We start from the raw sequence: 25,229 nt of genomic DNA, 5'->3' as shown, positions 1-25,229 counted from the left end.
AGAGAAAATTGGATAAAGGATGCATTGACCAACCATGTATGAGAATCAGACTTCTATGCACCAAAAGCTCTTTATTATCGGCGCAGGTGCTGCCGGACTAATGGCCGCTGTTACTGCGAGTGATATGGGGATCGATACTGCCATTCTGGAGAGTAACGACCGGATTGGCAAGAAGATCTTAATGACCGGCGATGGCCGCTGCAACATTACGAATGAATCCACTGTGACAGATACGGATGAAGCAGCCGCTTTATCGCGCAAGTATCACAGTAATCAACCCGAATTTCCGCTTGCGGTAGTGCAGCAATATGGCGTCGGCCAGACGATTGATTTTTTCTCCTTTCTTGGGCTTCCGCTTACAAGACTCAAGGGGGGCTTGATGTATCCGATGTCGCTGCAGGCAGCGGCGGTACTTGATATTTTCCAGCTGGCGCTAGAGGATCGGAATGTTCCCGTATACCTTAAGAATAAAGTGGTGGATGTTACTGCTTCGGCAGATCATCCTCGCTTCACGATAAAATGCCTAACCGAGACAGAGGAAGAGGTTGTGTATACTAGCGACTATCTGCTTCTGTCTACGGGTGGCAATACCGGTCCGAATGCAGGCAAAGAACCTCCGGGTTATACCCTTGCCGAACGTCTGGGGCACACCCTGATTGAGCCTTTTCCGGCCATCGTGCAGTTGAAGCTGCAATATCCGAATATGAGGGCACTGTCCAGTATCAAATCTCAGGGACAAGCTCATATCATTGTAAAGGGTAAAGTCATCGGCAGTGAACAGGGTGAGATGGCCTTCACAGACTATGGTATTACCGGTCCGCCCATTCTCCAGCTAAGCAGGAAGGCTGCGTATCATCTGGCAAGAGGAGAACAGGTGAAATTATCGGTGGATCTGACGCCGGGCCGCACAGAGGAAGAGTTAATTGATTTTTTAGAAACGCTCTGGGAGACCTTTGGGCACCGGACCGTGGCGGATTCCCTCGTGGGTATCTTCAACAAGAAGCTTGTTACGGTCCTGCTTAAGGAGACGGGCTTAGATCAACAGCCACAGCTTCTTTGCCAGAATCTTCCGCCCAAAACTAAAGAGAACTTTTATCGGCTCTTGAAGCGTTGGGAATTTAAAGTGACGGATACCAATGGCTTTACGAATGCGCAAGTGACAGCCGGCGGCATTGATACGTCAGAACTCATAGAGGGAACGCTGGAATCCAAGCTGGTGCCCGGGCTGTATTTGGCTGGCGAAGTGATGGATGTGGACGGAGACTTCGGCGGATATAACCTGCAATGGGCCTGGAGTTCCGGATTTGTGGCCGCCATGGCGATAGCTAAGTCCATTCAATAAATTTATTAGGAAAAGGGATGCATCAATTAACATGTATAAGGATCAGACTTCTAGGCACCACGAGCTGTTCATTATCGGTGGGGGTGCTGCAGGTCTAATGGCTGCAGTTACAGCGAGGGATCAAGGTATTGATACAGCCATTATTGAAAGCAATGACCGGCTCGGGAAGAAAATAATAACGACGGGTAACGGGCGTTGCAACATTACGAACCAATCCACCGCCACCGGTACGGATGAAGCAGCCGCTTTATCCATTAAGTATCACAGCAATCAGGCAGGATTCCCAATACATGTACTGCGGCAATTCGGTGTCCGCCAGACAATCGATTTTTTCTCCTCGCTCGGGCTTCCTTTTATGAGCTTAGAGAACGGCCGGATGTATCCGATGTCGCTGCAGGCGGCTTCGGTGCCGGGGGTGTTTAAGCTGGCGCTGGAGGACCGGAATGTTCCCGTCTATTATAAACATAAAGTGCTCGATGTGGCCGTATCGGCGGGACATCCGCGGTTCGCGATAACCTGCCAGACGGATACAGAGGAACAGGTTGTGTATACCAGCAACTATCTTTTTCTATGTACCGGAGGCCTTACCGCTCCCAAAACCGGAACAGACGGCTCCGGTTATACGCTTGTCCAGCGTCTGGGACACACCATGATCCACCCGGTGCCAGGCATTGTACAATTGAAGCTGGATTACCCGTATTTGAAGGAGCTGTCGGGCATCAAATTTGAGGGAGAGGCCCATGTTATCGTAAAGAATGAAGTCATCCGCACGGAGTCTGGCGAGATTCTTTTTACGGACTATGGCATCTCGGGCCCGCCCATCCTTCAGCTAAGCAGAAAGGCTGCGTATAATCTCGGCATCGGAGAATCCGTGACCCTGTCGGTGGATTTGATGCCGGAACGCACGGAGGAAGAGTTAATTGATTTCCTGGAGATCCACTGGGGGATCTTCGGACATCGGACAGTTGCCGATTCCTTCGTGGGCATCGTCAGCAAGAAACTGATTCCCGTGCTGCTGAAGGAGGCTGGAATTGATCAACAGCTGCATCTGCTGTGTCAGGATCTAACCTGGAAAACCAAGAAAGTATTCTATAAACTATTGAAGCGTTGGGAATTTAAAATCACCGATACCAATAGCTTCACGAACGCCCAAACCACAGCCGGTGGCATCGATACGACGGAGCTGATCGAAGGAACGCTCGAATCTAAGCTGGTACCTGGGCTCTATTTGGCCGGTGAGGTGATGGATGTAGACGGAGATTGCGGCGGCTATAACCTGCAATGGGCCTGGAGCTCCGGATATGTCGCTGCGATGGCGCTTGCTGACCGGCGTGCCCGGACCACGTAAGAGGCTGGATCGTTGCTGACTCGTGGCGGGGGAACCAAACAAGACCATCTGGGAAGATGGTCTTTTCCATATCATTTCTAAAGGGATAAATAAAAATGAATGGTGGGGTCAATGTGACGAAGGATCAATCGAAGGTGACCCGTTATTTCCACGAGATTGGGCGAATGGGGAATAGCTTGCCTGAACAGGTTCGGCCTCAGGTCTTGGAGGCGTTCTTCGATGTGTTTGAAGAGGATCTGGACATTCTTGAAGATCTAAGGGATCGTTGATAGGACTCGATTTAGATGAATGAGTTCAACTAAGTCAAGGAGGCCTTATTATATGAGCAGAGCAGCAGAGCAGCTCTTGGACGACGGCCCTGTAATCCGCAAAGAAAAAATGATAGCTGCAAAAATGATTCGTATCTATTGCAAGAAAAAACATCATGAACAAGAGCTCTGTGAGGAATGCCGGAACTTAAATGAGTATGTTATGAAAAGACTCTCCTCTTGCAAATTCGGTGAAGAGAAACCCGCTTGTGCAAAGTGTCCAATTCATTGTTATAAACCGGTCTACCGCCAAAAAATAAAGGGGGTTATGCGTTTCTCGGGACCCTGGATGTTGTTGTATCATCCATTAGAGTCCATAAAGCATATCCCCATACCGGAGAAGATAAAAAGACCGCTGTCCCGATAGTTGGCAGCAACGAAGTACATGGAGCGTTCTTGCTTCTACGGCTGCCTGTTAACCGGGTGTTTCCGTATTATCATAAGAAGAGTGGGGGACTGGTTAGAATGGAGATGTGGGAGTTAGAGGACTAGGATGAGGCTGATATATAAATAAAAAACCCAACTCTGCTAACTAAGCGGAGAAGGGTTTTTTCAGGATATAGTCGGCTCTACTAACGAAGCGGAGAAGACTGTATCCATCCGTATTATTTCTGTGTATTCATGATATTATGTATGTGTACGAAAGTCAAGTCACACGTAATCATCTTGGTTATATAGGATGTGTACAATGATCTATAATATCTACTTCGATGAAGCAAATAAAATTGACCAGCCGGGAAAAGCAAATTCATATTACGGTGCATATGGCGGAAGTGAGCAAACAATGTCAGAAATAAGGCATTCCGTACAACGTATTTATGATGAGCTTGGAACTAAGAGCGAACTCCATTTCAGGGAGTACAACCATGACCAGTACTTAAAGAAATATTTTAAGGCTCTCCATTATATTATTAATCAGGATATTAATATTAATATTCTGATTGTTAGCAACACAGAAGCGCATAGTATAGCTAGACAACTGAACCTGACAATGATGGAGCTGCGAAATCTTTTTTATATCAAAATTCCGGAGAGGCTATTCTATGGAGTAACCCGGCACTTGCATGGTCAGGTGGATGTTAATATTAAAATTGATCGTAACGATGAATACGACGCTCTTGGACTTCCTGCAAAAATTAAAGAACAGATGAACGCACATTCAGTTTATCGGAGCAAACGGTACAAAATTTTAACTGTTGAGTCCGAAGAGTCCCATGAGTCTATTCCCCTGCAAATTATTGATACATTCATGGGAATTGTAGTGTTTTTGATGGAAAAAAGCTACATGGCAGTTTCAAACACAACTCTGATAAAGAGTGATTTAGTGTATCGTTTTTTATTAGAGGGTGATAATATCGAGCGATTTATGAAACAGATTAAGCTCTATTCATGGAACGGCAATGAGAACTTGTCTGAATTGTCTGTAGGTAATTACGTATCTCAATTTATGGTACATAAAACTCGTTATGATGTTTCAGAAATAGCCAAGCTTCAGGCGGTTATGTTAAGGAACCCTAATCTATCTGCAATGGAATACCGTAAGCTAATGGAGTATCCTAACACGTTAGCACGTATGTTGTTGGGGTATAAGGATGAGGTTGAAGGTAGGGGAAGGAATTACTCATTAAGATAGCAGCATTGAACGTGCCAAGGAAACAGGATGGCCCTGCGCCTTGGCTTGTTGTGGTTACACATTCCCCTGCCCCAGCCACTCCCGCTTCAATATCGCAAATTGCTGGGTATTCTCGTACTTCGGGGTTCCGTCTTCGTTCTTGGTGAAGGAGATGAATTCGAGGAAGCAGCCTTCCCGGCGCATGCCCAGCTTCTCGCAAAGCTTCTGCGATCTGGAGTTGTCGTCCTCGACGTAGGCATAGATGCGTCTGGCTTCCTGCTCCAGGAAAAGATAGCGCAGCAGCGCGCGGGCGCTTTCGCTGGCATAGCCGACGCCTTCGTAGGCCGGGTTGAAGTGCCAGCCTACGCTGTAGGTATCGGGCTCTTCTTTCATGCAGAATAATTCGCCAATGATTGAGCCGGTATCCTTCAGGCAGACGGCGAGATGGGAGTCGTCCTGACTCCGTTCGCTGGCGGTGGCGATGGCTTCCTCTAACGTGGAGAGGCGTTCGCTCAGGAAACAGTTCACCCGCGGATTCGCCAAATACTTCAGCATCCCTGGTGCATCCGTCTCCCGGAAGTTTCTGATGATTAAGCGGTCGGTAGTGAATTTTTGCATGATGATCCTCCCTAAATTAAGTGAGCGTGTTATTTACCGGCAAGCGGATGTGAACCGAATACCTGCCGCCAGTGCTTGTGAATATGATTTCGCCCTTATGCTGGCTGATGATTTTGTGGCAGGTCTTGAGGCCGATTCCGGTGCTATGCACCTCATGGGCCTCCTTTTTTATAACATTCGTGATATCTATCAACAGCCAGCGGTCTTCGATTCTATACGCAATCGTTACGGCCGCAGACGTATCGGCATACTTCGTAATGTTGGAGAAAAGGTTATCGAATACCCGCCTGAAGGAGATCAGGTGAAGCTCCACGCGGAAAGGGACAGGGGACGGCTCCCATGCTACCTGGAAGCCGTGATTCTCCAGCAACATCGACTGCTCATCGATTAACTGATCCATGAGCTGAATCCCATCGTAGGACTCGAACTCCAGATCATTCTCCTCTGTGTTATACACGGTGAAGTACTCGAATAGCTTGTCGGACAGATGTTTGATCTGATAGGCTTTTTCCCTGCTGCTGTGAATGTATTTCGCTAACGCCTCCTGATCCTGATATTTCTTGTATTCGATGATGTCCAGGTAGCCGACCAATGCGGTGAGCGGTGTCCGCAGATCGTGGGACATGGCGGTGACCAGCTCGCTGTTGGCGACTCTGGCCTGCTCCTCGCTCTCCAGGCGCTCGATGAACGATTTCCTCATCTCATTGATGCTCTGGGCCAGAGACGATAGCTCATCCTTCCCCTTCAGCGTAATCGGATAGTCCAGATTCCCGCCCTCCAGAATTTTAATCTCTTTCTCCAGCACGCCAATATAAGAGGTCTTCTTGTTGATGAAGAACAGGACCAGGACGATGAAGAATAAGAACGACAGAATCACACCCAGAATCGTAATGAGGTTGTAGTACTTGTATTCAAAAAAATACTCCATATAGACCTGAGCAGACGTATCCGCAAAGGTAACCGTGGAATATTGGGATTTGCTGAAAATGCTAGGGTCCGGTAGAAACCTTGTATTTTCGGTCTTGATGGTGTACCCGTCTGTAGAGTAGAGAAATTGGTTGTCCTTATAGAGATAGAGATTTACGTACTTGGTTTTCCTGACCCATTCAGCTATTTTTGCGTCATCCTTAAGCGACAGATGCTGTCTGGAGATATATTCCTCAAGTGCCGGAAGGGCTTGCTCTTCTTGCTTGTTAATGAACGAGCTTCTAGTCCGGTAATGCTCCAGCAGATCTTCGCCTGTGGACTGCAGCAGCAAGAACAGTGCCGCTGAAGCCAGGAACGAACCGATCAGGCACAGGATTAATTTGAGTTTCAGCCTGCTCCACCGCAGCTTGTTATTCAATCCGGTACCCCTTTCCCCAGACGGTTTTGATGAACTTGGGATTCTGCGGGTCCTTCTCCAGCTTCATCCGCAGATTGCGGATATGAACCATCACCGTATTGTTACAGCTGTAGAAATAAGGCTCGCCCCACACACTCTCATACAGATTCTGTGCCGAGAAAATCTTATTGCGGTTGCCGGCCATCAGCGCCAGCAGCTTGTACTCAATTTCGGTTAGGGTCAGCTCCTTCTCATTCATTCTTACCTCGTTGACGGTAGTATTCACGCTTAGCCCGTTGAAGGTAATCACATCTGAGGGGGCAGAGGTATCCTCCTTGCCTTTGTATACATAATACCGCCTAAGCAAGGCCTTCACCCGGGACACCAATTCGGTGTAGGAGAAGGGCTTGGACAGGTAGTCGTCACTTCCGGCCGAGAAGGCCAAGGTTTTATCAGAATCTTGAGTCTTAGCTGTAAGAAATAGGATAGGCGCGCTGGTCATCTCACGTATCTCCACGCAGGCCTTAATTCCCGACTTCCGGGGCATCATCATGTCCAGAATGATCAGGTCAATGGTATCGTCTACTTTATTCACGGCATCTTCCCCGTCAACAGCCTCAACGACATGGTATTGCTCACTCTCCAGCAGCACCCGGACAATCTCACGAATCTCGTGGTTGTCGTCGGCTATAAGTATGGTCTTGGCAGGATTCATCATTTCTCCATCCCCCTCCCTTCCTGAGCACTCATTGTGCTTCCATTATAGATTGTCTATAGCGCGTAAACCACCGGATGACAGGCGACTTAAGAATTCTTAAGGAAGTTCATGCCCGGATCTTAAGAATATTCACCTAAGCTGGAGATATTATAAGCCAGTGAAGAGAGGGATTCGTAAATGGATTGGTTATTACACAAAAAGCGGGTCAGCAAGGTTCTCCTCGCTTGCGTGGGCCTTGTGACAATTATAGTATTCATCAGATACCTGCCGGAGCTTCTGCGGCTGACGATGTCGCTGGACGGCTTCCGCGATTATATCCTCTCTACGGGGAAGTTAGGGCCGGTTATGCTGGTGCTCTTCCAGATTCTCCAGACGGTAATCGCCCCGATACCGGGGGAGGTCGTTCAAATTGCCGGGGGATACATCTATGGGACAACTCTAGGGGCGGTCTTCGTGACTGGGGGGATGCTGCTGGGGGCAATGATTGCCTTTTACTTCACCAGATTCCTGGGCGGGTCCTTCATTGAAGGCTTGCTTCAGAGGGACAAGTTCAAGTGGATGAGAGGAATGATGGATAATAACAAGTTCTCGGTGTTCCTGTTCATTATCTTCATTATTCCCGGACTTCCCAAGGATATGTTCATCTATGCAGCGGGTTTGACGACGATGAAGCCCTTAAGATTCTTTACGATCCTGCTCATCGCCAGATTTCCGTGGCTGCTGGCCTCCGTAAGCATTGGGGCTAATATCTACGATAAGAATTATGGTCCCACCATCGTCATCTCCGCGATCTCTGTTCTGGCCTTTATCTTCGGATTAATCTATAAGGACAAACTGATTGACAAATTATCTTCCTTCAAAGGTGGTAAAAGCGGGCTGTAGCCGCAACTGTTGGAATGTTGTCTGTACCTTGGACATAGAGTGGAACTACAGGAGGCGTTGCATATGTTAATTCAGCTTAGTGTTGCTTTTGCTGCGGCCGCTTTTATTGCTCTGGCGGTGTTCTTGATTCTTACGCTGCGCAAGGGAATGACCACGCTCGGGGAGACCAACAAGACGCTGGGCGAGGTGAGAAATGCCATACATGGATTGACGGGAGAGGCGACTCAGCTCATTCACACGGCGAATCAGGTCACCCGGGATGTGAAAGGGAAGATCAAGACCATCGATCCGATCTTTGAATCTGCGCACAATGTAGGGGAAGTTATTCAGACGGTGACCGAGACCTTCAAGAAGAACGCTACCGACATCGGCCAGAGCTTGAACCCAGAGCCGGAGAAGGCTGCGGTCAAAAGTAAAAGCGGCCAGATCCGCGTTAATACGAAGTTTCAGTGACCTTTGTGTCATCGATAAGAAGCGTCAGTTCAAGGCACCCCGGGCGGGTGTCTTTTTGTATGCAGGTATCATTTCGCTGCAAAATAATCATTTTCTCATAATAGTGCATAATTAGAGGTGATATGAGCAAATGATTGTTTCAGCACTAATTCGGCTTCTGCTATGCTCGGGGTATCCGACAGGTTCATTTCCGTCTACTTCAAGGGTTCGGATCACCCGGTACAAGAGGAGGGCAGAACCGAAATTCCACAGGTTATTGCAAGCGGTTACAAATGTATTCTGCAACAAATTTAAATCGGGAGGCAAATCAATGAATAGAATCGTTGCGAAGGTAACCAGTATAGTATTGTTGTTTTCTCTTGGACTCACTCTGTTATTCAGCGGGTGGGGAACGGCGGTGGTACACGCTGCAGGACTTACGGTAACAGGCAGTGGAGGCGGAAATGAAGCTGCCTACGTGGAGTGGTCACCTGTCAGTAATGCATCGGGATATAAGGTATACGTCAAGGCTGCAAGCGCTGCAGATTCCCAGTATCAGCAGCTTCATAATGAGCTGATCCGCAAGTATGGCTCTTACTGGAGAGCAGATGCTGTAGGCCTTGCGGCCGGAAGCTATGTTATGAAGGTGGAAGCCGCACTGTCAGGCGGGGGAACGGCAAGTGCAGTGACAGGTACGCTGGCCGCCGCGCCGTATGACCGGTCCGGGTTTGCTTTTGCGGCCCAATCTCCATATGGTACAGGCTCCGGCGCTTATACTGACAATGGAACGCTGAAGAGCGGGGCGCAGGTGCTGTATGTCACCTCTCAGAATGCACAGACTGTAACGCTTCCCGTAGTGGTCAGCAGCTCGGGTACGGTGCAGACGGGGGTAGGTCTTGGCGGCATTCTCTCGCTCCGGCAAAAAGGCTATGACACCACCCCGCTCGCAATCCGACTTATCGGCAAAGTGACGGCTGCTGATCTGAGCGGACAGCTCAATAGCGGCGGTTATCTGGAAGTGAAGGGGAAAAGCAATTATACCGCAATGAATCTGACGATTGAAGGGGTCGGTACAGATACGTATGCCTATGGCTGGGGGCTGCTGCTCAGATATACAGGGAATGTAGAGGTTAGGAATCTCGGCCTGATGCTCTTCCCGGATGACGGCATTTCCATGGATACAGGCAACGCGAATGTGTGGGTGCATAATAATGATATTTTCTACGGATCAGCGGGCAGCGATGCGGACCAAGCCAAGGGCGATGGTTCCACGGACCTCAAGAAAGGCTCCACCTATATCACCATTTCGTACAACCACTACTTCGATTCCGGCAAAGCAGCTCTGGTCGGACTTAGCGAATCCGCAGAGTTCTTCGTCACCTTCCACCACAACTGGTTCGATCATTCCGACTCGCGTCACCCGCGGATCAGAGTGGCCTCGGTCCATGTGTATAATAACTTCTATGACGGCGTGTCAAAATATGGTGTGGGCGTGACTACCGGCGCTTCAGCCTTCGTGGAAAGTAATGTGTTCCGCAATGCTAAATATCCGATGCTGAGCTCTCTTCAGGGGACGGATGCTCTGGGCGAGGGCACATTCTCCGGGGAAAATGGCGGGATGATCAAGGCCTTCAACAACAGTATTACTGGTGCGTCCGGCCTTATCTATGCCAACTCCAATACTGGAACGGCTCCAGCCAATGCAGCCTCCCACGATGCTTACCTGGCCTCATCGAGAAGCGAAGCGGTTCCCGGCTCGTACAAAGCACTTGTCGGCGGAACAGCATATAACAACTTCGATACGCTGGTCGATACAGGTGTCAGCGTAGCAGCTGTCGATAACGTAAGCGCAGTAGAGCAGAAAGTTACAGCGGGAGCGGGACGCCAGGGGGGCGGCGATTTCAGCTGGGCTTTCAATAACGCTGTAGATGACACCGCCTATGCCCTCAACGCACCATTAATGTCAGCCATCCGCAGCTACACCTCGGGGCTGGTATCTGTGGGAGGCAACGCTAATCCGGGAGGCCCATCGCCGACTCCGGCAGCAACGCCTGTGCCAACGGTAACTCCGGTACCGACAGCGACTCCAGTGCCAACAGCGACTCCGGTGCCGACAACAACTCCCGCGCCGACAGCAGCGCCAACGTCAACGCCTGCTCCGGGAGCGGCGGTTCACAATTTTACAGCGTCCGGGACTTCGAGCAGCTTCTTTACCATTCAAGGCAATCTCTCCACCAGCAAGGGAACGGTCTCCTATAACGGACTGACCTTAACGCAATGTCTGAAGATCGAGAGCGCCACCCGCATCCAGTTCACCGCAGCCAAGGCTTCAACGCTAACGCTGATATTCAACTCAGAGGGGTCGAAGATTAAAGTCGATGGGACAAGCTATCCCATAACGAACGGTGTGGCCACCGTCTCCCTTGCAGCGGGTGCGCATACGATTACGAAGGATAGTACGGCTAATTTGTATTATTTGGTGGTGGAATAATATAACTACCAACCCCATTATCGCTTGGCGATGGCATCATTGGAAGTGATGGATTGTGTCATGATTCATGAAATGTACCATATTAACCACATGAATCATGACCGTTCTTTCTGGCGGCGTATTGGTAATATAGTGCTGGATCAGGAATAAGATACTTGAACACCGTATTGTGTGAAAAAGTGAGTGACTGCATCCATGTCCATGCGGTGATCGAACAAGTGCTCAGGATAATAAATGCCTGGAGCCATCGGCTCATCCGTAGACATCATCAGCAGTAAATTTTCGGCCTGCACCGCAGCGCCAAGCGCAGTCATATGGGTCTGACCGAGTGGATCGGAGACAGTCATCCTGCGTTCCACTACGTTACCCTTCGCATCCATGCCTTTCAACAGAATCACCAGGTGATGAGCACTCCCGGTTCCCGGATTGTACAATAATTTCCGTCTGAAAGGCTTGAATCGATCCCCACTAATCATCTTCCATATTCCGGTTTTGACCAGTCCTGCGAGTGCATAAGTGGAAACCTTATGATCGAAGGAGATGCGAAAGCTGGCAGAATCGATATGATGGGTACGAGGCAAGGTGACATGATCAGGAGTATCCAGTCTGTAACAGTGCGTCGCGTATCCATTTGGAAACTGTATTTTAACCGGGTCAGTCATGGGATAGACAAGCCGGCTCGTATTGGATTGAGTGATATGAAAAGGAATGCTCATCCGGTCCATGAAGGCTGCTGAATCCGGGCCGGCCTTATCCCGCAGGGAGTACAAGGCATGGATGTTAACTTCAACGTTCTGAAGCGATTTCGAGAGCATCATTGCAAACAGGGAGGCCGTTCCCGCCATCCATCCGGAAGAGAGAATCACGGGGGCATGAAGCTCTTCCTGATCTATTGTGCGGATCGCTTGCTGAAACACTTCTGTCCAGCGTGTGACATCAATGAGTGGAATTTTTCTTCGTACTGCTGCAACCAGTAGTCGGTCATCCAGATCGTTCACCGCATTAATGATTAAAGTTATATTTTCTCCTGCGTGAATCAGCGGATCGACTGCCTGGGTATCAACAACAACCGTGTGCACCCGGTCCGATGGGAAAGGGGCTGCTTTGCCAGCAGAACGACCGCCAAGCACTAACTCCAGATCAGGGTGCCTGTCATGCAAAATGCGGGCAATCTGTACCCCTACAGCACCATAGCCTCCAGCGATGAGAACCTTTTTTCTATTCATTTGTTAACCTCCGTTTATAGGTTTATGTACTTATATGTTTAAACTATTGAACATAATACTGTGAAGAAAAGGAATGCGGTTCACCAGCGCGGCGTGCGCTAGCTCTGACATTCCACTTCTACGAGATGAACGAGCTGTTTGAGCAATTCGATAGCATCGTTGAACTCCAGTTTGTAATACATCTCAGTCCCTTTTTTCTGAACCGACAGCAGCCCGGATTGGCGCAATATTTTCAGGTGATGAGAGACTGTAGGGCGTGACATGGGAACATGCTCTGCAATCTGTGATACGTTCATGCTGTCTCGGTCAATGAGCAGCGATATGATTCGCTGGCGAACGGGATCTCCCAGACCTTGAAGATAAGGGCTTAGATTCTCGAAAATATCAATGACTTGTTGATTACCTATCGACTCGCTCATGGCTCACTCCGTTATAATGTTTAATTGTTTAAACGTATTATAGCCTTACATGCCACCAAAATCAAATTTAATATTCATGCCATATGAAAATAGCTGTTCCGCTTGTACAATAATCTTCATATCAATCGTTCTCTTTACTATCAACCAAATCAATAATCTCCCGTATATCCTGAATATTTAAAGCCTCTGCAATTCTAATGATATGGCTAAAATTAATACTTTCTCGTTTTCCATTGGCCAGTTCGCTTAATGCAGCATGGCGGACATGCGATAGTCTAGACAACTCCCGCATCGAAATCTTATGCTTTTTAGCTAAATCAGCTATGTTTACCACTATTCTTTTTCCCATAGTAATCCCTCACTCATCCTGAATATTTTATTGACTTTACGTATAAGCGTATCGCATAACTGCCTTTTATTCGGTACGTTTATACGTAAGACGAGCATTTTCAGTTCGAATTTTTTTTGTATATTAGAAAGGAGGCCCCAATGCCGAATATTCTTGAATCGCTATATCATGGCAGTTTATTCCCCGGTGAAGATATGATCTCCAAAGACCCTCATTACCGCCCGCTTAACAAGCAGATTACTGAATCTCTTGAGGCTTGGAGGCAGAAACTGTCCTCGGGCGAGTTCGAGGAACTGGAGTCTTTATTGGAACTGTATTCCCAAGTGCAGGGAATGGATATGACGGCTGCATTTGTGTCCGGGTTCAAGGCCGGAACGATGATGATGATTGAAGTGCTAGCCGATGAGCACCATGTTTAAATGATAACGACCTATCGAAAGACCTCACTCTTCCATCTCCCCATACCTTCCCACCGCCATCTCCGCTGACTTCAGCATACGCTGCTTCAGCTGCTCGCCCTCAGTGATCTTCACGCGCAGGCCCAGGAAGCGGATGCGGGAGAGCAGGAACTCGCTGTCGTCTCTCATGTAGTGGACGGTGATGCGGTAGATCCCGGTAGCTTCATCGAAGGCCACGGACTTATCGAAGCAGGAGAACGTGGACAAGATCCGCGACAGCTCGGCATTGTAGACAGGGATGACCTGAATACAGGCCGATTCTCTCAGACCGTCTAGAAGACGTGAGATCCGGGCCTTGAGGCCTTCTATACGGTAGGCGGGGATGGGAGCGGGATCGGCAGACACGATGTTCCGTAGCTTCGTGGACATGAGTGAGCGCTGCCGGGTGCTATACCACTGTAAGTACCACTCCCGCTTATACATATTGTACTCCAGCTTGTGAGGGAAGCCGGACAGATCGGTCCGTTCCCCGCCATGCTTGATCGCATACGTGAGCTGAATTCCCTGATTCTGCATGATGATGCGGCGCAGGGGGCGGAGCAGCGGATGATAGACCTGGCGCTCCTTGCTGCGGGCCTTCTCGATGATGATCTCTCCTACTTCAATAGAAGCTTCAGGCTCCAGCAGGGAGTTCAGTTTACGTAAGGTTTCTGTTGAAAAAGCTTCAGCCGCCGCCGGATGCCCCAGCATCGTCTTCAGCCAGGAACGCTCCTGTGAGGTTAGCGCCAAGGAGCCGGCCTCTTCCAGGCGGGAGATGATCTGGAAGTTGAATATTTTCTCAAAGGGATTCATAGTAGCTCTTAATCTCCTTCCATTCCTCCATGAACTGCTTGCGCAGCCAGCGGGGCTCCAGAATCTCGCAGCTGGAGCCGAAGCTCCGCAGCCACGGCTTGATCTCAAAGATCTCGTTCACTGTAATCTCGTACAGGAAGGTCGTATCGGACTCCTCCGTAATGGTTCCCCACTGCCCCTGCGCCTCGACCCGCTCCCGGATGAAGTTGGCGCCGGACCGGCTGGGGTTATAGAATCTGACGGCGACCTTCACCGCACGGTTGGTATCCGTCACCCAGCTATACTCCAGCTGAGCCTCCAATTGCTGAAGTCTCTGCGCAAACTCCTCTTCTTCTACAGGCTCGCCCTCCTCAACCTGGGTCAGGCCGTCCATCCGTAATTTCTTAATCCCGGTCCGGCTGTGATAGCCGATCAGATACCAGCGCCCATACTGATGATCGTAGATGACACGCAGCGGAAGCAGACTGTCCGTAATCCCTGCCGATTCCCGCTCGAAGAGGGGATTGGTGTTCTGGGAGGTGTAGTTCATGCCTTTTTTGGGCGACAGATAGAGGAATTTGATTCTCCGGCGCTGCTGAATCGCCCCGAAGATCGTATAGAGATGAGCCTCATCCAGAATCCGTGAATGGTAATGGTATTTGTACCGGTGGGTCTCCGTGGCTTCGGGGAGAATGTCCCTTATCCGCAGTGCCTTCTTCAAGGTGTCACGCAGGAGGTAACCCTGGACAGACGGAATCTGCGTATTGGCAATGACATCTACATAATCGAACAGGTCGAGCAGCTCGTCATCCGTAAGCTGGTCCAGCAGTTCGTTGGCTGCCTTGTACCGGTAGGGACGCTTCTCATTCACTCTTACAATCACGCCGACCTCCTCCAGGTATTTCAGGTCTCCCCGGATGGTCTTCTCGTCCGGCAGCGGTGAATCGGCGGGCATCTGGTCACAACAGCCGTCATGCAGTTCCTTGGCCGTCAGTTCCTCGCTCTGAAGTGCGGTTAACAGCAGCGTCAGCCGGATACTCTCCGTCTCCTTCAGCGATTTCGCCCGGAACAGGAACAGGAGCAGCGGATCGGCAGATTCATAGTAATTATAGCGGAGCCATTCGGACAGCTCGGTGCCTTGTTCTGCGGTCAGATCCTGCTGCAGGACGGTCACCATCTCCTTGAGATTGCGCAGCGTTTTGTCATAGGTATGTACGGAAATGCCGAGCCGCTCGGCGAATTGCTGCCTGCTGTAAGCTCCCCCGGCTAGTGACAGCATACGGAGAAACTGTATTTCTTTATCGAAGCTTTCCTTGGCCATATGTATACCTCCAGCCTGTAACGCATTCATGAGTTGTAATAGTTAATACCTCTATTAAGCACCAGAGTTGCTTGAAATGGAAGATTTTTGTCCGCCGCCATACTTACACCCTGTTCCACATTGGCAAAATGAGGGAAGATAAGGCCAGTGAAACCGACTTGGAACGGAGGGATGGAATGAATCCTATACATACGCTCATCCATGAGCAATTGAAGCAGATTGAACAAGAGGAGCAAGTGACGATCCTCTATGCCTGTGAATCGGGCAGCCGGGCGTGGGGGTTCCCCTCGCAGGACAGCGATTACGATGTGCGGTTCATCTACCTGCATCGGCCGGAGTGGTATTTATCCATATGGGATGCACGAGATGTCATAGAGCGTCCTATTAACAATATGCTGGATTTTAGCGGCTGGGATCTGCGCAAAGCCCTCAAGCTGTTCCACAAATCCAACCCGCCGCTGCTGGAGTGGCTGCAATCCCCGATCCAGTATGCTGAGAAGTTCAGCGTGGCGGAGCAGCTTAGGGGGATTTCACCGTATACCTTTTCGCCGAAATCCTGTATGTACCATTACCTGAACATGGCCAAAGGCAACTACCGGGATTACCTGCAAGGGGAGCAGGTCAATATCAAAAAGTATTTCTATGTGCTGCGCCCGGTGCTGGCCTGTGAGTGGATTCACCGGTACGGTGAGATGCCGCCGATGGCATTCGATGTGCTGGTAGAACGGTTGATCCCGCAGGACGGCCCGTTGTGGCCGGTTGTGCAGCAACTGCTGGTCCGGAAGCGGTCAGGTGAGGAGCTGGACCTGGAGCCGCGGCTGAGTGTGATTAACGAGTATCTGGAGGAGCAGCTGCAAGGGCTGGAGAAGACAGCGGCGGCATACCTCAGTGCCAAGACGGACAATCGGGACCGGGAGCTTGATGCTCTGTTCCGGGAGGCCTTGCAGGAAGTATGGGGGTTGAATTTGTAGAGGAGGCACACAATCATGGCTATTGTACAACTGAGATCAACGAACCCGCAGCTAAGCTTCATCATCCGCAAGAATCCGCAGAGCGGTATGCAGCTTCGCCCGGTCCGCCAGGGGATCGCTTACGGCTGGTATTCGGATGAAGCTACTTATAATGTGTATTTCAAGGATGCTGACAATGAGGTCTCCTATAAAAAGAACGATGGCGAGAGCTTCGAGTACCTCAATGTCTCCCGCTACAACACCCCGTTATTCCCGCTGAATGCGGTGAATGAGTTCTTCTCTACCCCGTTCAAGGCGCGGGATGAGCGGGATGCGGAGGGGTTTGAGCACTCTTTTACCATCCAGATGATTCATGCCCAGCGGTTGCATTACATCCGGTTCTTCGAGCAGCATCTGAAGGACTATACGTTCACCCTGGAGCATCAGGCGCATAAGAGCTATTCTCTAACCATTACTACGCGCAAAAGCCTCTACCACCTCCTGCATGTGGTCAGTGTGCTGTCCTTATTCTTATCGATCTTCGGGGATGAATATATCGATATCTCGGACCGGATTCTGGACAAGTATATCCGCAGTCTGAACGTGATGGACGCCCCTTTCTATATCCGCAGCCTGTTCGCCCGGAATCTCCTGAAGACCCGGGAGCAGTTCAAGCGGTACAAGGCGGCGGTCGAGCAAACGGAGCTGTATCCGATCGGTCTGGAATATGGCAGTACGGCGATGCAGCGGCGGACGTTCATCTCAGGTGTGCTTCCGTTCGATAAGCCCATTCTGGATATCGGCTGCGGAGAAGGCTTCTACGCCATTCCGTATGCCGGGAAGATTGACTGCGCTTATTATGCGGTGGACATCAACGAGGAGCTGCTGGAGGTCGTGAACCGGAAGGCAAAGGCCAAGGAGCTCGATAACATCGTCACCTTCCGCTCGCTGGAGCATTTCCTGGAGCTGTACAACGGAGAGCAGGTGGATATCATACTGACTGAGGTTGTGGAGCATATGAGTGAGACGGAAGCGGCTGCGCTGATCCGGCAGATCATCCGCCATGTTGATTTCGGGCAGCTGATTGTGACTACGCCGAATGCGGATTTCAATCCTTACTATCAGCTGGAGGGCTTCCGGCATGAGGATCACAAGTGGGAAAAGGGTCAGGCGGCGTTCGAAGAGTGGCTGACTGCCACACTTCAAGGGCTGGGCGTAGAAGCCGAGTTCTCGCTCGTGGGTGACCGGGTAGGCGACATTCGTACCACACAGAGCGCGATTGTGCGCAGACAGGAGGGTTAGACCATGGACATTCAGACGAAGGTACACACGATATTCATGCTGGTGGGAGCGACGGAGTGCGGGAAGTCTACTTTTGCCAAAGAAGTTCTGATCCCGCAGCTCAGGCTTGAGGACAGCACTACAGGTCTGCGCACGAATGTGCAGTATCTCTCTTCAGACCTGATCCGTCAGGAGCTCTTGGGCTATGACTACGATAAATACGACCAGGTCATGCTGGAGGCCAGCTCGCATACGTTCGCGCTGTTGTTCGAGCGGCTGAAGCGGGTCACCTCCTGGCCGATTAATGCAGAGTTTGTCATTATGGATACGATTGGTCTCGCCGAGGATTACCGCAGCAAGGTGCGGGCGATTGCTCAGGAGAACCAGTATAATCTGGAGGTCATTTTGTTCGATTACCGCAAACGGGAGGATTATTATGCCTCGGAGCGCTCGAAGAAGCTGATATCGGGTCACCTGAACCGGCTGCGCCGGGAAGTGCTGCCGGTGCTGTCCCGCGAGGGCTACCATAGCATTCATAAGGTGCGGGCGAAGGATTTTCTGCTGGAAGGTGTTGAAGGTACAGAAGGTACGGGGGAAAAGCGGCCGAACCCGGAGTACCGGGTGTACATTCAGGACTGGGAGGCGTATGCCGCTGCTGTGCTTCCGCAGGAGCAGGAATACATTGTAGTCGGAGACGTACATGAATGTGTTCAAGAGCTGCAAGGCCTGCTGCGCAGCTACGGCTACCGGATTGAAGAAGGGAAGCTAAGCGCTACGGATAAGCTGAAGAATACGCGGATCATCCTGGCGGGCGACTGGATCGATAAGGGCAAGCAGACCCGGGAGATCATCCAGTTCCTGTATAACAATCAGGAGCATTTCCTGTTCGTAATGGGCAACCATGAGAATTTCGTCTACAAGTACCTGCGGGGGGAGATCAAGGGGACTGAGCCGGAGCTGCTGAGAAGTTATTTTGACTCCACTCAGGTGTTACAGGAGGATGAGGAGCTGTTCCGTCAATTCTCCGTGCTGGTGGAGCGTGCGAAGCCGTTTTACCGTTATATCGGGATGCACGGCCCTTCCTTCTATGTGACTCATGCCCCTTGCCGCAATAAGTATGTCGGGAAGCTGGATACGAATTCGCTGCGCCATCAGCGCAACTTCCGGCTGGACCGTGAGTCTGCGTACGAGCAGCAGCTCGGCTTCCTGAAGGAGGAGGCGGAGGGGAACCATCCGTTCCATCTGTTCGGACATATTGCCGCCAAACAGACGTTCCGCATCAAGAACAAGCTTCATCTCGACACAGGAGCCGTGCATGGGAACGGGCTAACTTCTGTCCATATAACCTTCAAGCCGTTCTACAAAAGCCATAAATCCCAGCAGCCTCTATTACAGGAGGAGTTGCCGGTTCTCTTCCGCGAGGAGCACAAGGTCTCCCTGCAGGAGCTGGATACGGAGTCCATGCGAAGACTGCACTATTCCTCGCAGAATAAGGTCAACTTCATCTCCGGGACGATGTCGCCGGCGGATAAAGACGAAGCAACGGGCGAGCTGGAGTCGCTGCGCAAGGGATTGGATTATTTTGCCGGACGCGGGGTGTACGAGGTGGTCCTTCAGCCCAAGTACATGGGATCGCGCTGCACGGTGTATCTGTACCGGGACGTAGAGCATTGCTATGCGGTTAGCCGTAACGGTTATAAGGTCAAAGCTGTCGATCTGACGCCGGTTTACGAAGGGCTGCTGGAGCGGTTCGGAACGTATATGGCGGAGCAAGGCATCCGTGTGCTGCTGCTGGACGGGGAGCTTTTGCCTTGGAAGGCGCTAGGGGAAGGGCTGATTGAACGCCAGTTCCAGCCGATTGGGCGGGCACTGGAGAGCGAGCTTGCGTTCCTGAGGGAGCACGGGTTCGAGGAATCGCTCGGTGAGCTGATCCGGGAATATGAAGCCAGCGGGTTCGAGCAGGACCAGCATCATCTGACCAAAGAAGCGCTTAACACCAGCTACGGAGCTCATGTATACCAGACGTATAAGCATGTCCGCAGCATCCGGGACTCTTACGTGGGGCTTGACCAGCGGGATGAAGCTTACCGGGTGTATAAGCAGCAGCTGGAGCTGTATGCCGGGGATGCGGAGCTGGACTATAAGCCGTTTGCCATCTTGAAGGAAGTGCTGGAGAGTGGGGAGGAACGGGTGCCTGAAGGGGCGACCTCGGAGCAATACCGCTTCCTGAATGATGATGAGATTCTGGTGCTGGATCTGAAGGACCCGGAAGCGTACCGCAGCGCAGAGGCGTTCTTCGCCACAATTACCGTAGAGCAGCAGATGGAAGGCATCGTCATCAAGCCGGAGCAAGAGCAACCGGGAGTGGTCCCTTACCTGAAGGTCCGCAATCCGGGGTACCTGTCCATTATTTACGGCTACGACTACAGATTCCCGCACAAGTATTCCAAGCTGATGAAGCAGAAGAATATCGCACCTAAGCTGCGTACTTCCCTGGCCGAGCATCGGCTGGGTAAGCAGCTGCTGGAGATTAAGCTGGAGGATATTTCGGCGGACAACAGCACCTACAAGCAGATTGCCGCGAACCTGTTGTTCGAGGTGACGAAGGAGAAGGAGATCGATCCGAGGTTATAAAAGATAGTCAGGCAGGCTGCCGGGAAGCTCCCGGCAGTCTTGTTCGCGTACCTGTTTAGCCGCAGAAGGAGCTAAAATGAAATAAAACGCCAGATTCCTGCAAGAAAACGCAGATTGATGGTCAAGATGCTTTTAGGATAATAATATGGGTGTTGAGAGGAGGCAGTGACAGTTGGAGATTAGATTTGAAGCAGACCCAGGTATGGATCGGGGATCGGCCAAGGTCGTTACGCATCCGGCGGAACAGGTGCAATGGAAGAATCTTGAGACAGCGATTCAGGCGGCAGAGAAGCGGATCACAGTCATCAATGCCAGCAATAACCGCCAGGTCTCCCTGGAGACGAGCAAGGTTGCGGTCATCGAAGCGGAAGACCGGATGTGCAGTGTGCGGCTCATTACCGGAGAGATGTATCTGCTCAATACAAGGCTGAAGTTCGCGATGGAAGCGCTGGATACGCCCGGGTTCATCAAGATCAATAACCAGACTATTATCAATACCCGTTACATCAAAGAATTCTCGGCAACCGCCAATGCACGGGTGGAAGTCCTGCTGACAGATAATAATTCCTACACTGTTAGCCGTTACTATATCAATGATTTTAGGAGGAATTATCATGGCTAATCAGATCAAGCAAGGATTCTTTCAGGTATTTACCCTTACGTCGCTCTGGGTCACGCTGCTGTTAACGGTGTTCTTCAGGGATCAGCCGGTGGAGATGTTGTATCTGTGGCGTCTGGCGGGTATCGCCGCTATCGCTGCCGTAGTCTTCGGGGTGATGTATAATGTGCTGTGGAATCACTTTACGCTGAAGCCGCTGTGGAATATTCTGATCGGTTCGCTTCTCAGTATTGCCGGCGGAATGGGCATGGTATGGCTGTTCTCTGTCGAAATGTTCGGGATTATCAGCGCCTGGTGGCCAGGAATGCTGCTGTTATCCGTGATTCTGCATACGGTGGCGTTCTACTTCTATGCCAGAGCGAACAGCAGGAAGTCGGCAGAGGAATTGAATAAGATTTTGAAGTAGCATGATATGAAAAGAAGGAGAGCGCCCGGCGGGTCTGCTCTCCTTCTTCGTATATACTCTATGCCGTTCCTTGGACCGGCGTAAGGCTAACCCATCACAACCAGTACATCGTTCTCTGCCGCCATCCGGGACACAGGAATCAGGTTGCCCTGGATTTCTTCGCCATTGATGACGATACGGGAGACGCCCTTCTGGACGCCGTTCTTGTTCTCCACCTGGATGTTCAGCTTCTTCCCGCGGAACTCGCGCACCATGGAGAAGTCGGTCCAATCCGAAGGGACACACGGATCCAGACGGAGGCCGTCCTTCTGCGGCTGAACGCCCATAATGCCCTCTGCCAGTGAGACCATGACGGTGGAGGCCGTGCCGGTCAGCCAGTGGACATGGGCCCGGCCCTGATACGGGCTGTCCTTGGACTCCACGAATTGGCCGTGGACGTAAGGCTCCAGCTTGCGGACCTCCGCATTGTCGTTCATGGTGGCCGGACTGCAGTTCAGGAAGTACTCGAACGCGCGTTCACCATTGCCGATCATCGTCTCCGCCAGGATAAGCCAGCCCTGTGGCTGGCTGAAGATGCCGCCGTTCTCCTTGGTCGAAGCGTTGAACAACGCCATGAGTGCTACCGGCAAGCCGTATTTGCGGAATGGCGGGTAGAACAGCATCGTGCCGTAATCGGTCCGCAGATTGTCATAGACCTTGTCCATGGCGAGTTTGGCCTGTTCCGGGCGGGCCGCGCCGCTGAGCACCGACCAGCTCTGCGGATTGAGCCAGATCCGGCCCTCATCGTTCTCCCACGAGCCGATGGTATAGTTGTCCTCGGTGAAGCCGCGGACGAACTGGTCGTTCTCCCAGGCATACTTCTGGATATTACCGTCCAGCTCCTCCAGCAGACCTTGCGCCCATGCGGCATCCTCCGGCTTGTTCTTGTTCTCCGCGATGCCCATGAAAACCTTGAAGCCCATGTACAGCTGGAAGGCCACGAACAGTGATTCACCCTTGGCGCCGAGCCGCAGGCAATCGTTCCAGTCGGCATGAAGTCCAACCGGCATGCCGTGGGCACCCATCCGGTCGAGACTGAATTGAAGCGCCTGCCGCAGATGCGCATACACCGTTGCTTCGCCTTGATCTGAATAAGGAATGACCTCATCCGTGAAGTCCCAGTTCCCGCTCTCATTCAGGTACTTGATAACCGTCGGGAACAGCCACAGGGCATCGTCGGCCCGGTAGTGGGGATGTCCCGTCTCCCGTACATATTCAGGGTCGTCCGGTGTTCCTTCATGACCCGGATTATGGTCGAATTTCACCAACGGCAGCCCGCCGCCGTTGGATACCTGGGCAGAGATCATCAGCCGCAGGCGTTCAAGAGCCATCTCATGGTCCAGATGGATAATGCCCTGGATGTCCTGCACCGTATCCCGGTAGCCGAGCCCGTTGCGCAGGCCGGAGTACTGGAAGGAGGCAGCACGCGACCAGATGAAGGTAATGAAGCACTGGTAAGCATTCCACGTGTTGATCATATGGTTCAGATTGCTGCTTGGGGTCTGCACCTGGAAGCGGTTAAGCTTGCTGTGCCAGAAGGTCTTCAGCTCTTCAAGCTCCCGGTCTACCACGGACAAATCCTGGTAGTGGCTAAGAATGCCGGAGGCTCCCTCTTCATCATATTGTCCCAGCAGGAAGGCGACTTCCTTCTCTTCTCCCGGCTGCAGCTCCACATTGAGCTGCAGGGCACCGCAGGCATTGGTATTATAGTTCAGCGAATTGGAGCATTGACCGTTCTCCACGGAGAGCGGATTCCCGTAGCTGCGGTAATCTCCAAGGAACGTATCGCGGTCCCCGTCATAACCGGCCACCTCTGCTCCGGCCGCACCGAAGAATCTCCAGGTTTGCTCTCCCGCGATGTTTTCATTGATGACTTGAAGAATTTTATCGTGCTTGAAGTAGGTCCGGGAAATAAACAACGTGTATTGCAGGTTCACGGTATCTTGCTCATAGTTGTTGTCATTGGTGAATTCGGCGAAGCCGAAGAGGGCCAGCTTGCGAGCCGCAGTGCCGTCATTGCGGATCTTCATGCGCCATACTTCATAGGTCTTGTTCAGCGGTACGTAGTATAAGGACTCGGTATGAATGTTGTCATAATCTGAGACGATGTTCGTGTAACCGGTTCCATGATGGCAGACGGACTTGTATTGCTCCAGATCCTTGCCTACCGGCTGCCAGGAGCCGGACCAATAATCCCCGTTCTCCAGGTCTTTGACATAAATGTAGCGCCCAGGCTCGTCCTTGGAGTTGAAGTGATAGCGGATATGCCGTCCGTTGGCCCCGGATTTCACGAAGCTGTAGCCCCCGGCGTTACCTGAGATAATCGCACCGTATTCCGGCGAACCGAGATAGTTGGCCCAAGGAGCAGGCGTATTCGGCTTCGTAATCAGGTACTCTTTGTTCTTGTCGTCAAAATGACCGTATTGCATAACCATTCCTCCTCATAATAGATGACAGGCAGGGCTATGAACGCGCGTTCATAAATGACCGAAGAATCCCGCCCAATTCCATTATAAGACAGTTGCGGTCTGACAATATACCCTATATTTGAGAAAAAAACAAACAGTAAAGTCTTTTTATAGCAGTTTCCTATATTTGAATGGGCACGTGGCCTTGTTAAGATCAAAAGGAAGGTCTATGTGAGTGCAGCCGGATGGCTGGAGGTATAAGGAGGAGTGCACGATGAGTGTAAAGCAATGGTCTGAAGATACGATATCCTACGATTTAAATGGTGAATGGACTATCCGGAGAGCAGAGCCCGAGGAGTGGGGAGTATATTGCTCCGTCTATTATAACATGGAGTATAACGGTTTTTTTAGAGAGGAAAGCTATGCGAATCCGCGCAGGAATGCCTTTTGGATATACAAGGGGGAGAGTAGAATCGGCGGAGTTCGGATGTCACCGAATGTGATCTACCATCTCTTTGTAATCCCTCCGTTTAACGATTCATTCGGAATATTGAAGCAGCTTAAAAAGTTGTTGATTCAGTGGTCTGACCGGAAGGAACCGATACGGACCTATGAGGTTCTGCCGGATCAGGTTCACCTATACGCGCGGGCAGGCTTCTGGCCGGATGAATTCAGATGCCGCTGGATGCAGCGGCCTACAGAACTATTCCAAGTGGACTGGGAGGATGATCTGCGGATTGAAAGTCCCGAAGTAGAGGAGAATGAGGCCGGGGACAAGCGGTTTATTCTCACAGAAGAGATTGCCCGTTGTGACTTCGAGAGCTTTAGAGAGGGCTTGGATGCAACCCGGCGGAAGCAAACGGTTATGAAAGATTTCCTGCCTACTGATCCTAGTTACTCTAATGAGAAATTAACACAGGCCTCCACGCTGGTATTCGATAAGGCGACGGGACAGCTCATTGCCAATTGCCGGCTGTGTCTCCAGGATGATGTGGCCGCAGTCTATAGCATTGGCGTTAATCCGGCCTATCGTGGGAGAAGACTGGCTACACGTATGCTGCAAAGAGCCCTTACCACTCTGAAGGGGACTTATCCGCTGCTGAGATTGTATGTAATGGAGGGAAATGATGCGGAATCTGTGTACTATAATCTCGGGTTTAAGCCCGGGGTGCAGGAGGTTCAGAAGATGTATATCCCGGTGAATTAACGGAAATAAGCGATCCGCAGGATCAACCAGGGCACCCTTAGGGTGTCTTTTTTAACTTTTCAAATG

General features: G+C 51.1%; 24 protein-coding genes and 1 pseudogene. 16 read left to right on the top strand and 9 right to left on the bottom strand.

All coding sequences use genetic code 11. The features are described 5' to 3' along the window. The first annotated feature begins 34 nt into the window (after positions 1-34). The 5 genes from MKY64_RS26365 to MKY64_RS26345 all read left to right on the top strand — a co-directional run bounded on the left by MKY64_RS26365 (position 35) and on the right by MKY64_RS26345 (position 4,631). Positions 35-1,342: an aminoacetone oxidase family FAD-binding enzyme gene (locus MKY64_RS26365; RefSeq protein WP_340956815.1), complete on the top strand. Its 1,308-nt coding sequence runs from the start codon at positions 35-37 to the stop codon at positions 1,340-1,342. Positions 1,343-1,373: 31 nt separating this feature from the next. Then, on the top strand, positions 1,374-2,690 hold the full coding sequence (locus tag MKY64_RS26360) for a BaiN/RdsA family NAD(P)/FAD-dependent oxidoreductase (RefSeq protein WP_340956813.1): 1,317 nt from the start codon (positions 1,374-1,376) through the stop codon (positions 2,688-2,690). A gap of 95 nt (positions 2,691-2,785) precedes the next feature. After that, entirely contained in the window at positions 2,786-2,959 is a 174-nt protein-coding gene (locus MKY64_RS26355; protein WP_340956811.1) for a hypothetical protein, read from the top strand. Positions 2,960-3,011: 52 nt separating this feature from the next. Continuing rightward, positions 3,012-3,365, top strand: a complete 354-nt coding sequence (locus MKY64_RS26350; RefSeq protein WP_340956808.1) for a nitrous oxide-stimulated promoter family protein — start codon at positions 3,012-3,014, stop codon at positions 3,363-3,365. Positions 3,366-3,686: 321 nt separating this feature from the next. Beyond that, positions 3,687-4,631 carry a DUF3800 domain-containing protein gene (locus tag MKY64_RS26345; protein ID WP_339312266.1) on the top strand — a complete coding sequence of 315 codons (945 nt, stop codon included), beginning with the start codon at positions 3,687-3,689 and terminating at the stop codon, positions 4,629-4,631. A gap of 54 nt (positions 4,632-4,685) precedes the next feature. Here MKY64_RS26345 and MKY64_RS26340 read toward each other — a convergent pair whose 3' ends face one another. Genes MKY64_RS26340 through MKY64_RS26330 form a run of 3 tightly spaced genes read right to left on the bottom strand, consistent with a single transcriptional unit; the run spans position 4,686 to position 7,270 of the window. Further along, on the bottom strand, positions 4,686-5,228 hold the full coding sequence (locus MKY64_RS26340) for a GNAT family N-acetyltransferase (protein WP_340956805.1): 543 nt from the start codon (positions 5,226-5,228) through the stop codon (positions 4,686-4,688). Positions 5,229-5,244: 16 nt separating this feature from the next. Beyond that, entirely contained in the window at positions 5,245-6,573 is a 1,329-nt protein-coding gene (locus MKY64_RS26335; RefSeq protein ID WP_340956801.1) for a HAMP domain-containing sensor histidine kinase, read from the bottom strand. Next, positions 6,566-7,270, bottom strand: coding sequence for a response regulator transcription factor (locus tag MKY64_RS26330; protein ID WP_281068278.1), 705 nt, complete (start codon positions 7,268-7,270; stop codon positions 6,566-6,568). Before MKY64_RS26330 ends, MKY64_RS26335 begins: the two co-directional genes overlap by 8 nt. 177 nt (positions 7,271-7,447) lie before the next feature. Between MKY64_RS26330 and MKY64_RS26325 the strand changes: the two genes are divergently transcribed. The 4 genes and pseudogenes from MKY64_RS26325 to MKY64_RS26310 form a co-directional block, all read left to right on the top strand. Continuing rightward, the gene (locus MKY64_RS26325; RefSeq protein ID WP_340956797.1) at positions 7,448-8,152 is read left to right on the top strand and encodes a TVP38/TMEM64 family protein; all 705 of its coding nucleotides are present in this window, start codon (positions 7,448-7,450) and stop codon (positions 8,150-8,152) included. A gap of 63 nt (positions 8,153-8,215) precedes the next feature. Further along, entirely contained in the window at positions 8,216-8,605 is a 390-nt protein-coding gene (locus tag MKY64_RS26320) for a DUF948 domain-containing protein (RefSeq protein ID WP_051478088.1), read from the top strand. A 310-nt stretch (positions 8,606-8,915) separates the two neighbouring features. Next, on the top strand, positions 8,916-11,075 hold the full coding sequence (locus MKY64_RS26315) for a pectate lyase family protein (RefSeq protein WP_340956794.1): 2,160 nt from the start codon (positions 8,916-8,918) through the stop codon (positions 11,073-11,075). A 15-nt stretch (positions 11,076-11,090) separates the two neighbouring features. After that, positions 11,091-11,225: pseudogene (locus MKY64_RS26310) on the top strand (M48 metallopeptidase family protein); the annotation flags it as partial. Here MKY64_RS26310 and MKY64_RS26305 read toward each other — a convergent pair. From MKY64_RS26305 to MKY64_RS26295, 3 genes are all read right to left on the bottom strand, one after another. After that, on the bottom strand, positions 11,216-12,301 hold the full coding sequence (locus MKY64_RS26305; RefSeq protein WP_036726308.1) for a saccharopine dehydrogenase: 1,086 nt from the start codon (positions 12,299-12,301) through the stop codon (positions 11,216-11,218). The pseudogene MKY64_RS26310 and the gene MKY64_RS26305 overlap by 10 nt on opposite strands. Positions 12,302-12,399: 98 nt before the next feature. Further along, entirely contained in the window at positions 12,400-12,720 is a 321-nt protein-coding gene (locus MKY64_RS26300; protein ID WP_036691332.1) for an ArsR/SmtB family transcription factor, read from the bottom strand. A gap of 121 nt (positions 12,721-12,841) precedes the next feature. Further along, positions 12,842-13,069, bottom strand: coding sequence for a helix-turn-helix domain-containing protein (locus tag MKY64_RS26295; protein WP_036726310.1), 228 nt, complete (start codon positions 13,067-13,069; stop codon positions 12,842-12,844). 140 nt (positions 13,070-13,209) lie between these two features. Between MKY64_RS26295 and MKY64_RS26290 the strand changes: the two genes are divergently transcribed. After that, the gene (locus MKY64_RS26290; RefSeq protein WP_036726312.1) at positions 13,210-13,488 is read left to right on the top strand and encodes a DUF6809 family protein; all 279 of its coding nucleotides are present in this window, start codon (positions 13,210-13,212) and stop codon (positions 13,486-13,488) included. 24 nt (positions 13,489-13,512) lie between these two features. On the opposite strand, the gene MKY64_RS26285 is transcribed toward MKY64_RS26290, so the two are convergent. Continuing rightward, the gene (locus MKY64_RS26285) at positions 13,513-14,319 is read right to left on the bottom strand and encodes a WYL domain-containing protein (RefSeq protein WP_340956789.1); all 807 of its coding nucleotides are present in this window, start codon (positions 14,317-14,319) and stop codon (positions 13,513-13,515) included. After that, the gene (locus MKY64_RS26280) at positions 14,306-15,619 is read right to left on the bottom strand and encodes a helix-turn-helix transcriptional regulator (protein WP_340956788.1); all 1,314 of its coding nucleotides are present in this window, start codon (positions 15,617-15,619) and stop codon (positions 14,306-14,308) included. The genes MKY64_RS26285 and MKY64_RS26280 overlap by 14 nt, the downstream gene beginning before the upstream one ends. Before the next feature lie 176 nt (positions 15,620-15,795). Here MKY64_RS26280 and MKY64_RS26275 point away from each other — a divergent pair, with 176 nt between their 5' ends. The 5 genes from MKY64_RS26275 (at position 15,796) to MKY64_RS26255 (ending at position 21,509) form a co-directional block, all read left to right on the top strand. Further along, complete coding sequence (locus tag MKY64_RS26275; protein ID WP_340956787.1) at positions 15,796-16,590, top strand: nucleotidyltransferase domain-containing protein; 795 nt, start codon at positions 15,796-15,798, stop codon at positions 16,588-16,590. Positions 16,591-16,605: 15 nt separating this feature from the next. Further along, positions 16,606-17,871, top strand: coding sequence for a class I SAM-dependent methyltransferase (locus MKY64_RS26270; RefSeq protein ID WP_340956785.1), 1,266 nt, complete (start codon positions 16,606-16,608; stop codon positions 17,869-17,871). A 3-nt stretch (positions 17,872-17,874) separates the two neighbouring features. Continuing rightward, a complete protein-coding gene (locus tag MKY64_RS26265; protein ID WP_340956783.1) occupies positions 17,875-20,484 on the top strand; it encodes a metallophosphoesterase in 2,610 nt (869 codons plus the stop codon). Positions 20,485-20,656: 172 nt separating this feature from the next. After that, a complete protein-coding gene (locus MKY64_RS26260; RefSeq protein WP_340956781.1) occupies positions 20,657-21,106 on the top strand; it encodes a LytTR family DNA-binding domain-containing protein in 450 nt (149 codons plus the stop codon). Then, the gene (locus MKY64_RS26255; RefSeq protein WP_036726322.1) at positions 21,099-21,509 is read left to right on the top strand and encodes a hypothetical protein; all 411 of its coding nucleotides are present in this window, start codon (positions 21,099-21,101) and stop codon (positions 21,507-21,509) included. The genes MKY64_RS26260 and MKY64_RS26255 overlap by 8 nt, the downstream gene beginning before the upstream one ends. An 86-nt stretch (positions 21,510-21,595) precedes the next feature. Here MKY64_RS26255 and MKY64_RS26250 read toward each other — a convergent pair whose 3' ends face one another. After that, a complete protein-coding gene (locus MKY64_RS26250; protein WP_340956777.1) occupies positions 21,596-23,977 on the bottom strand; it encodes a GH36-type glycosyl hydrolase domain-containing protein in 2,382 nt (793 codons plus the stop codon). 253 nt (positions 23,978-24,230) lie between these two features. On the opposite strand from MKY64_RS26250, the gene MKY64_RS26245 reads away from it, so the two are divergent. Beyond that, positions 24,231-25,163 (top strand): GNAT family N-acetyltransferase, encoded by a 933-nt coding sequence (locus MKY64_RS26245; RefSeq protein WP_036726325.1) that lies wholly within the window; start codon positions 24,231-24,233, stop codon positions 25,161-25,163. The last annotated feature ends 66 nt before the right edge of the window (positions 25,164-25,229 follow it).

Origin of the sequence: Paenibacillus sp. FSL R7-0210 (genome assembly GCF_038009085.1) — a bacterium.
Classification (GTDB): Bacteria; Bacillota; Bacilli; order Paenibacillales; family Paenibacillaceae; genus Paenibacillus_AQ; species Paenibacillus_AQ silagei.
Note: the sequence above shows the minus strand (reverse complement) of the source record. Positions and strands in the feature narration are given on the sequence as shown.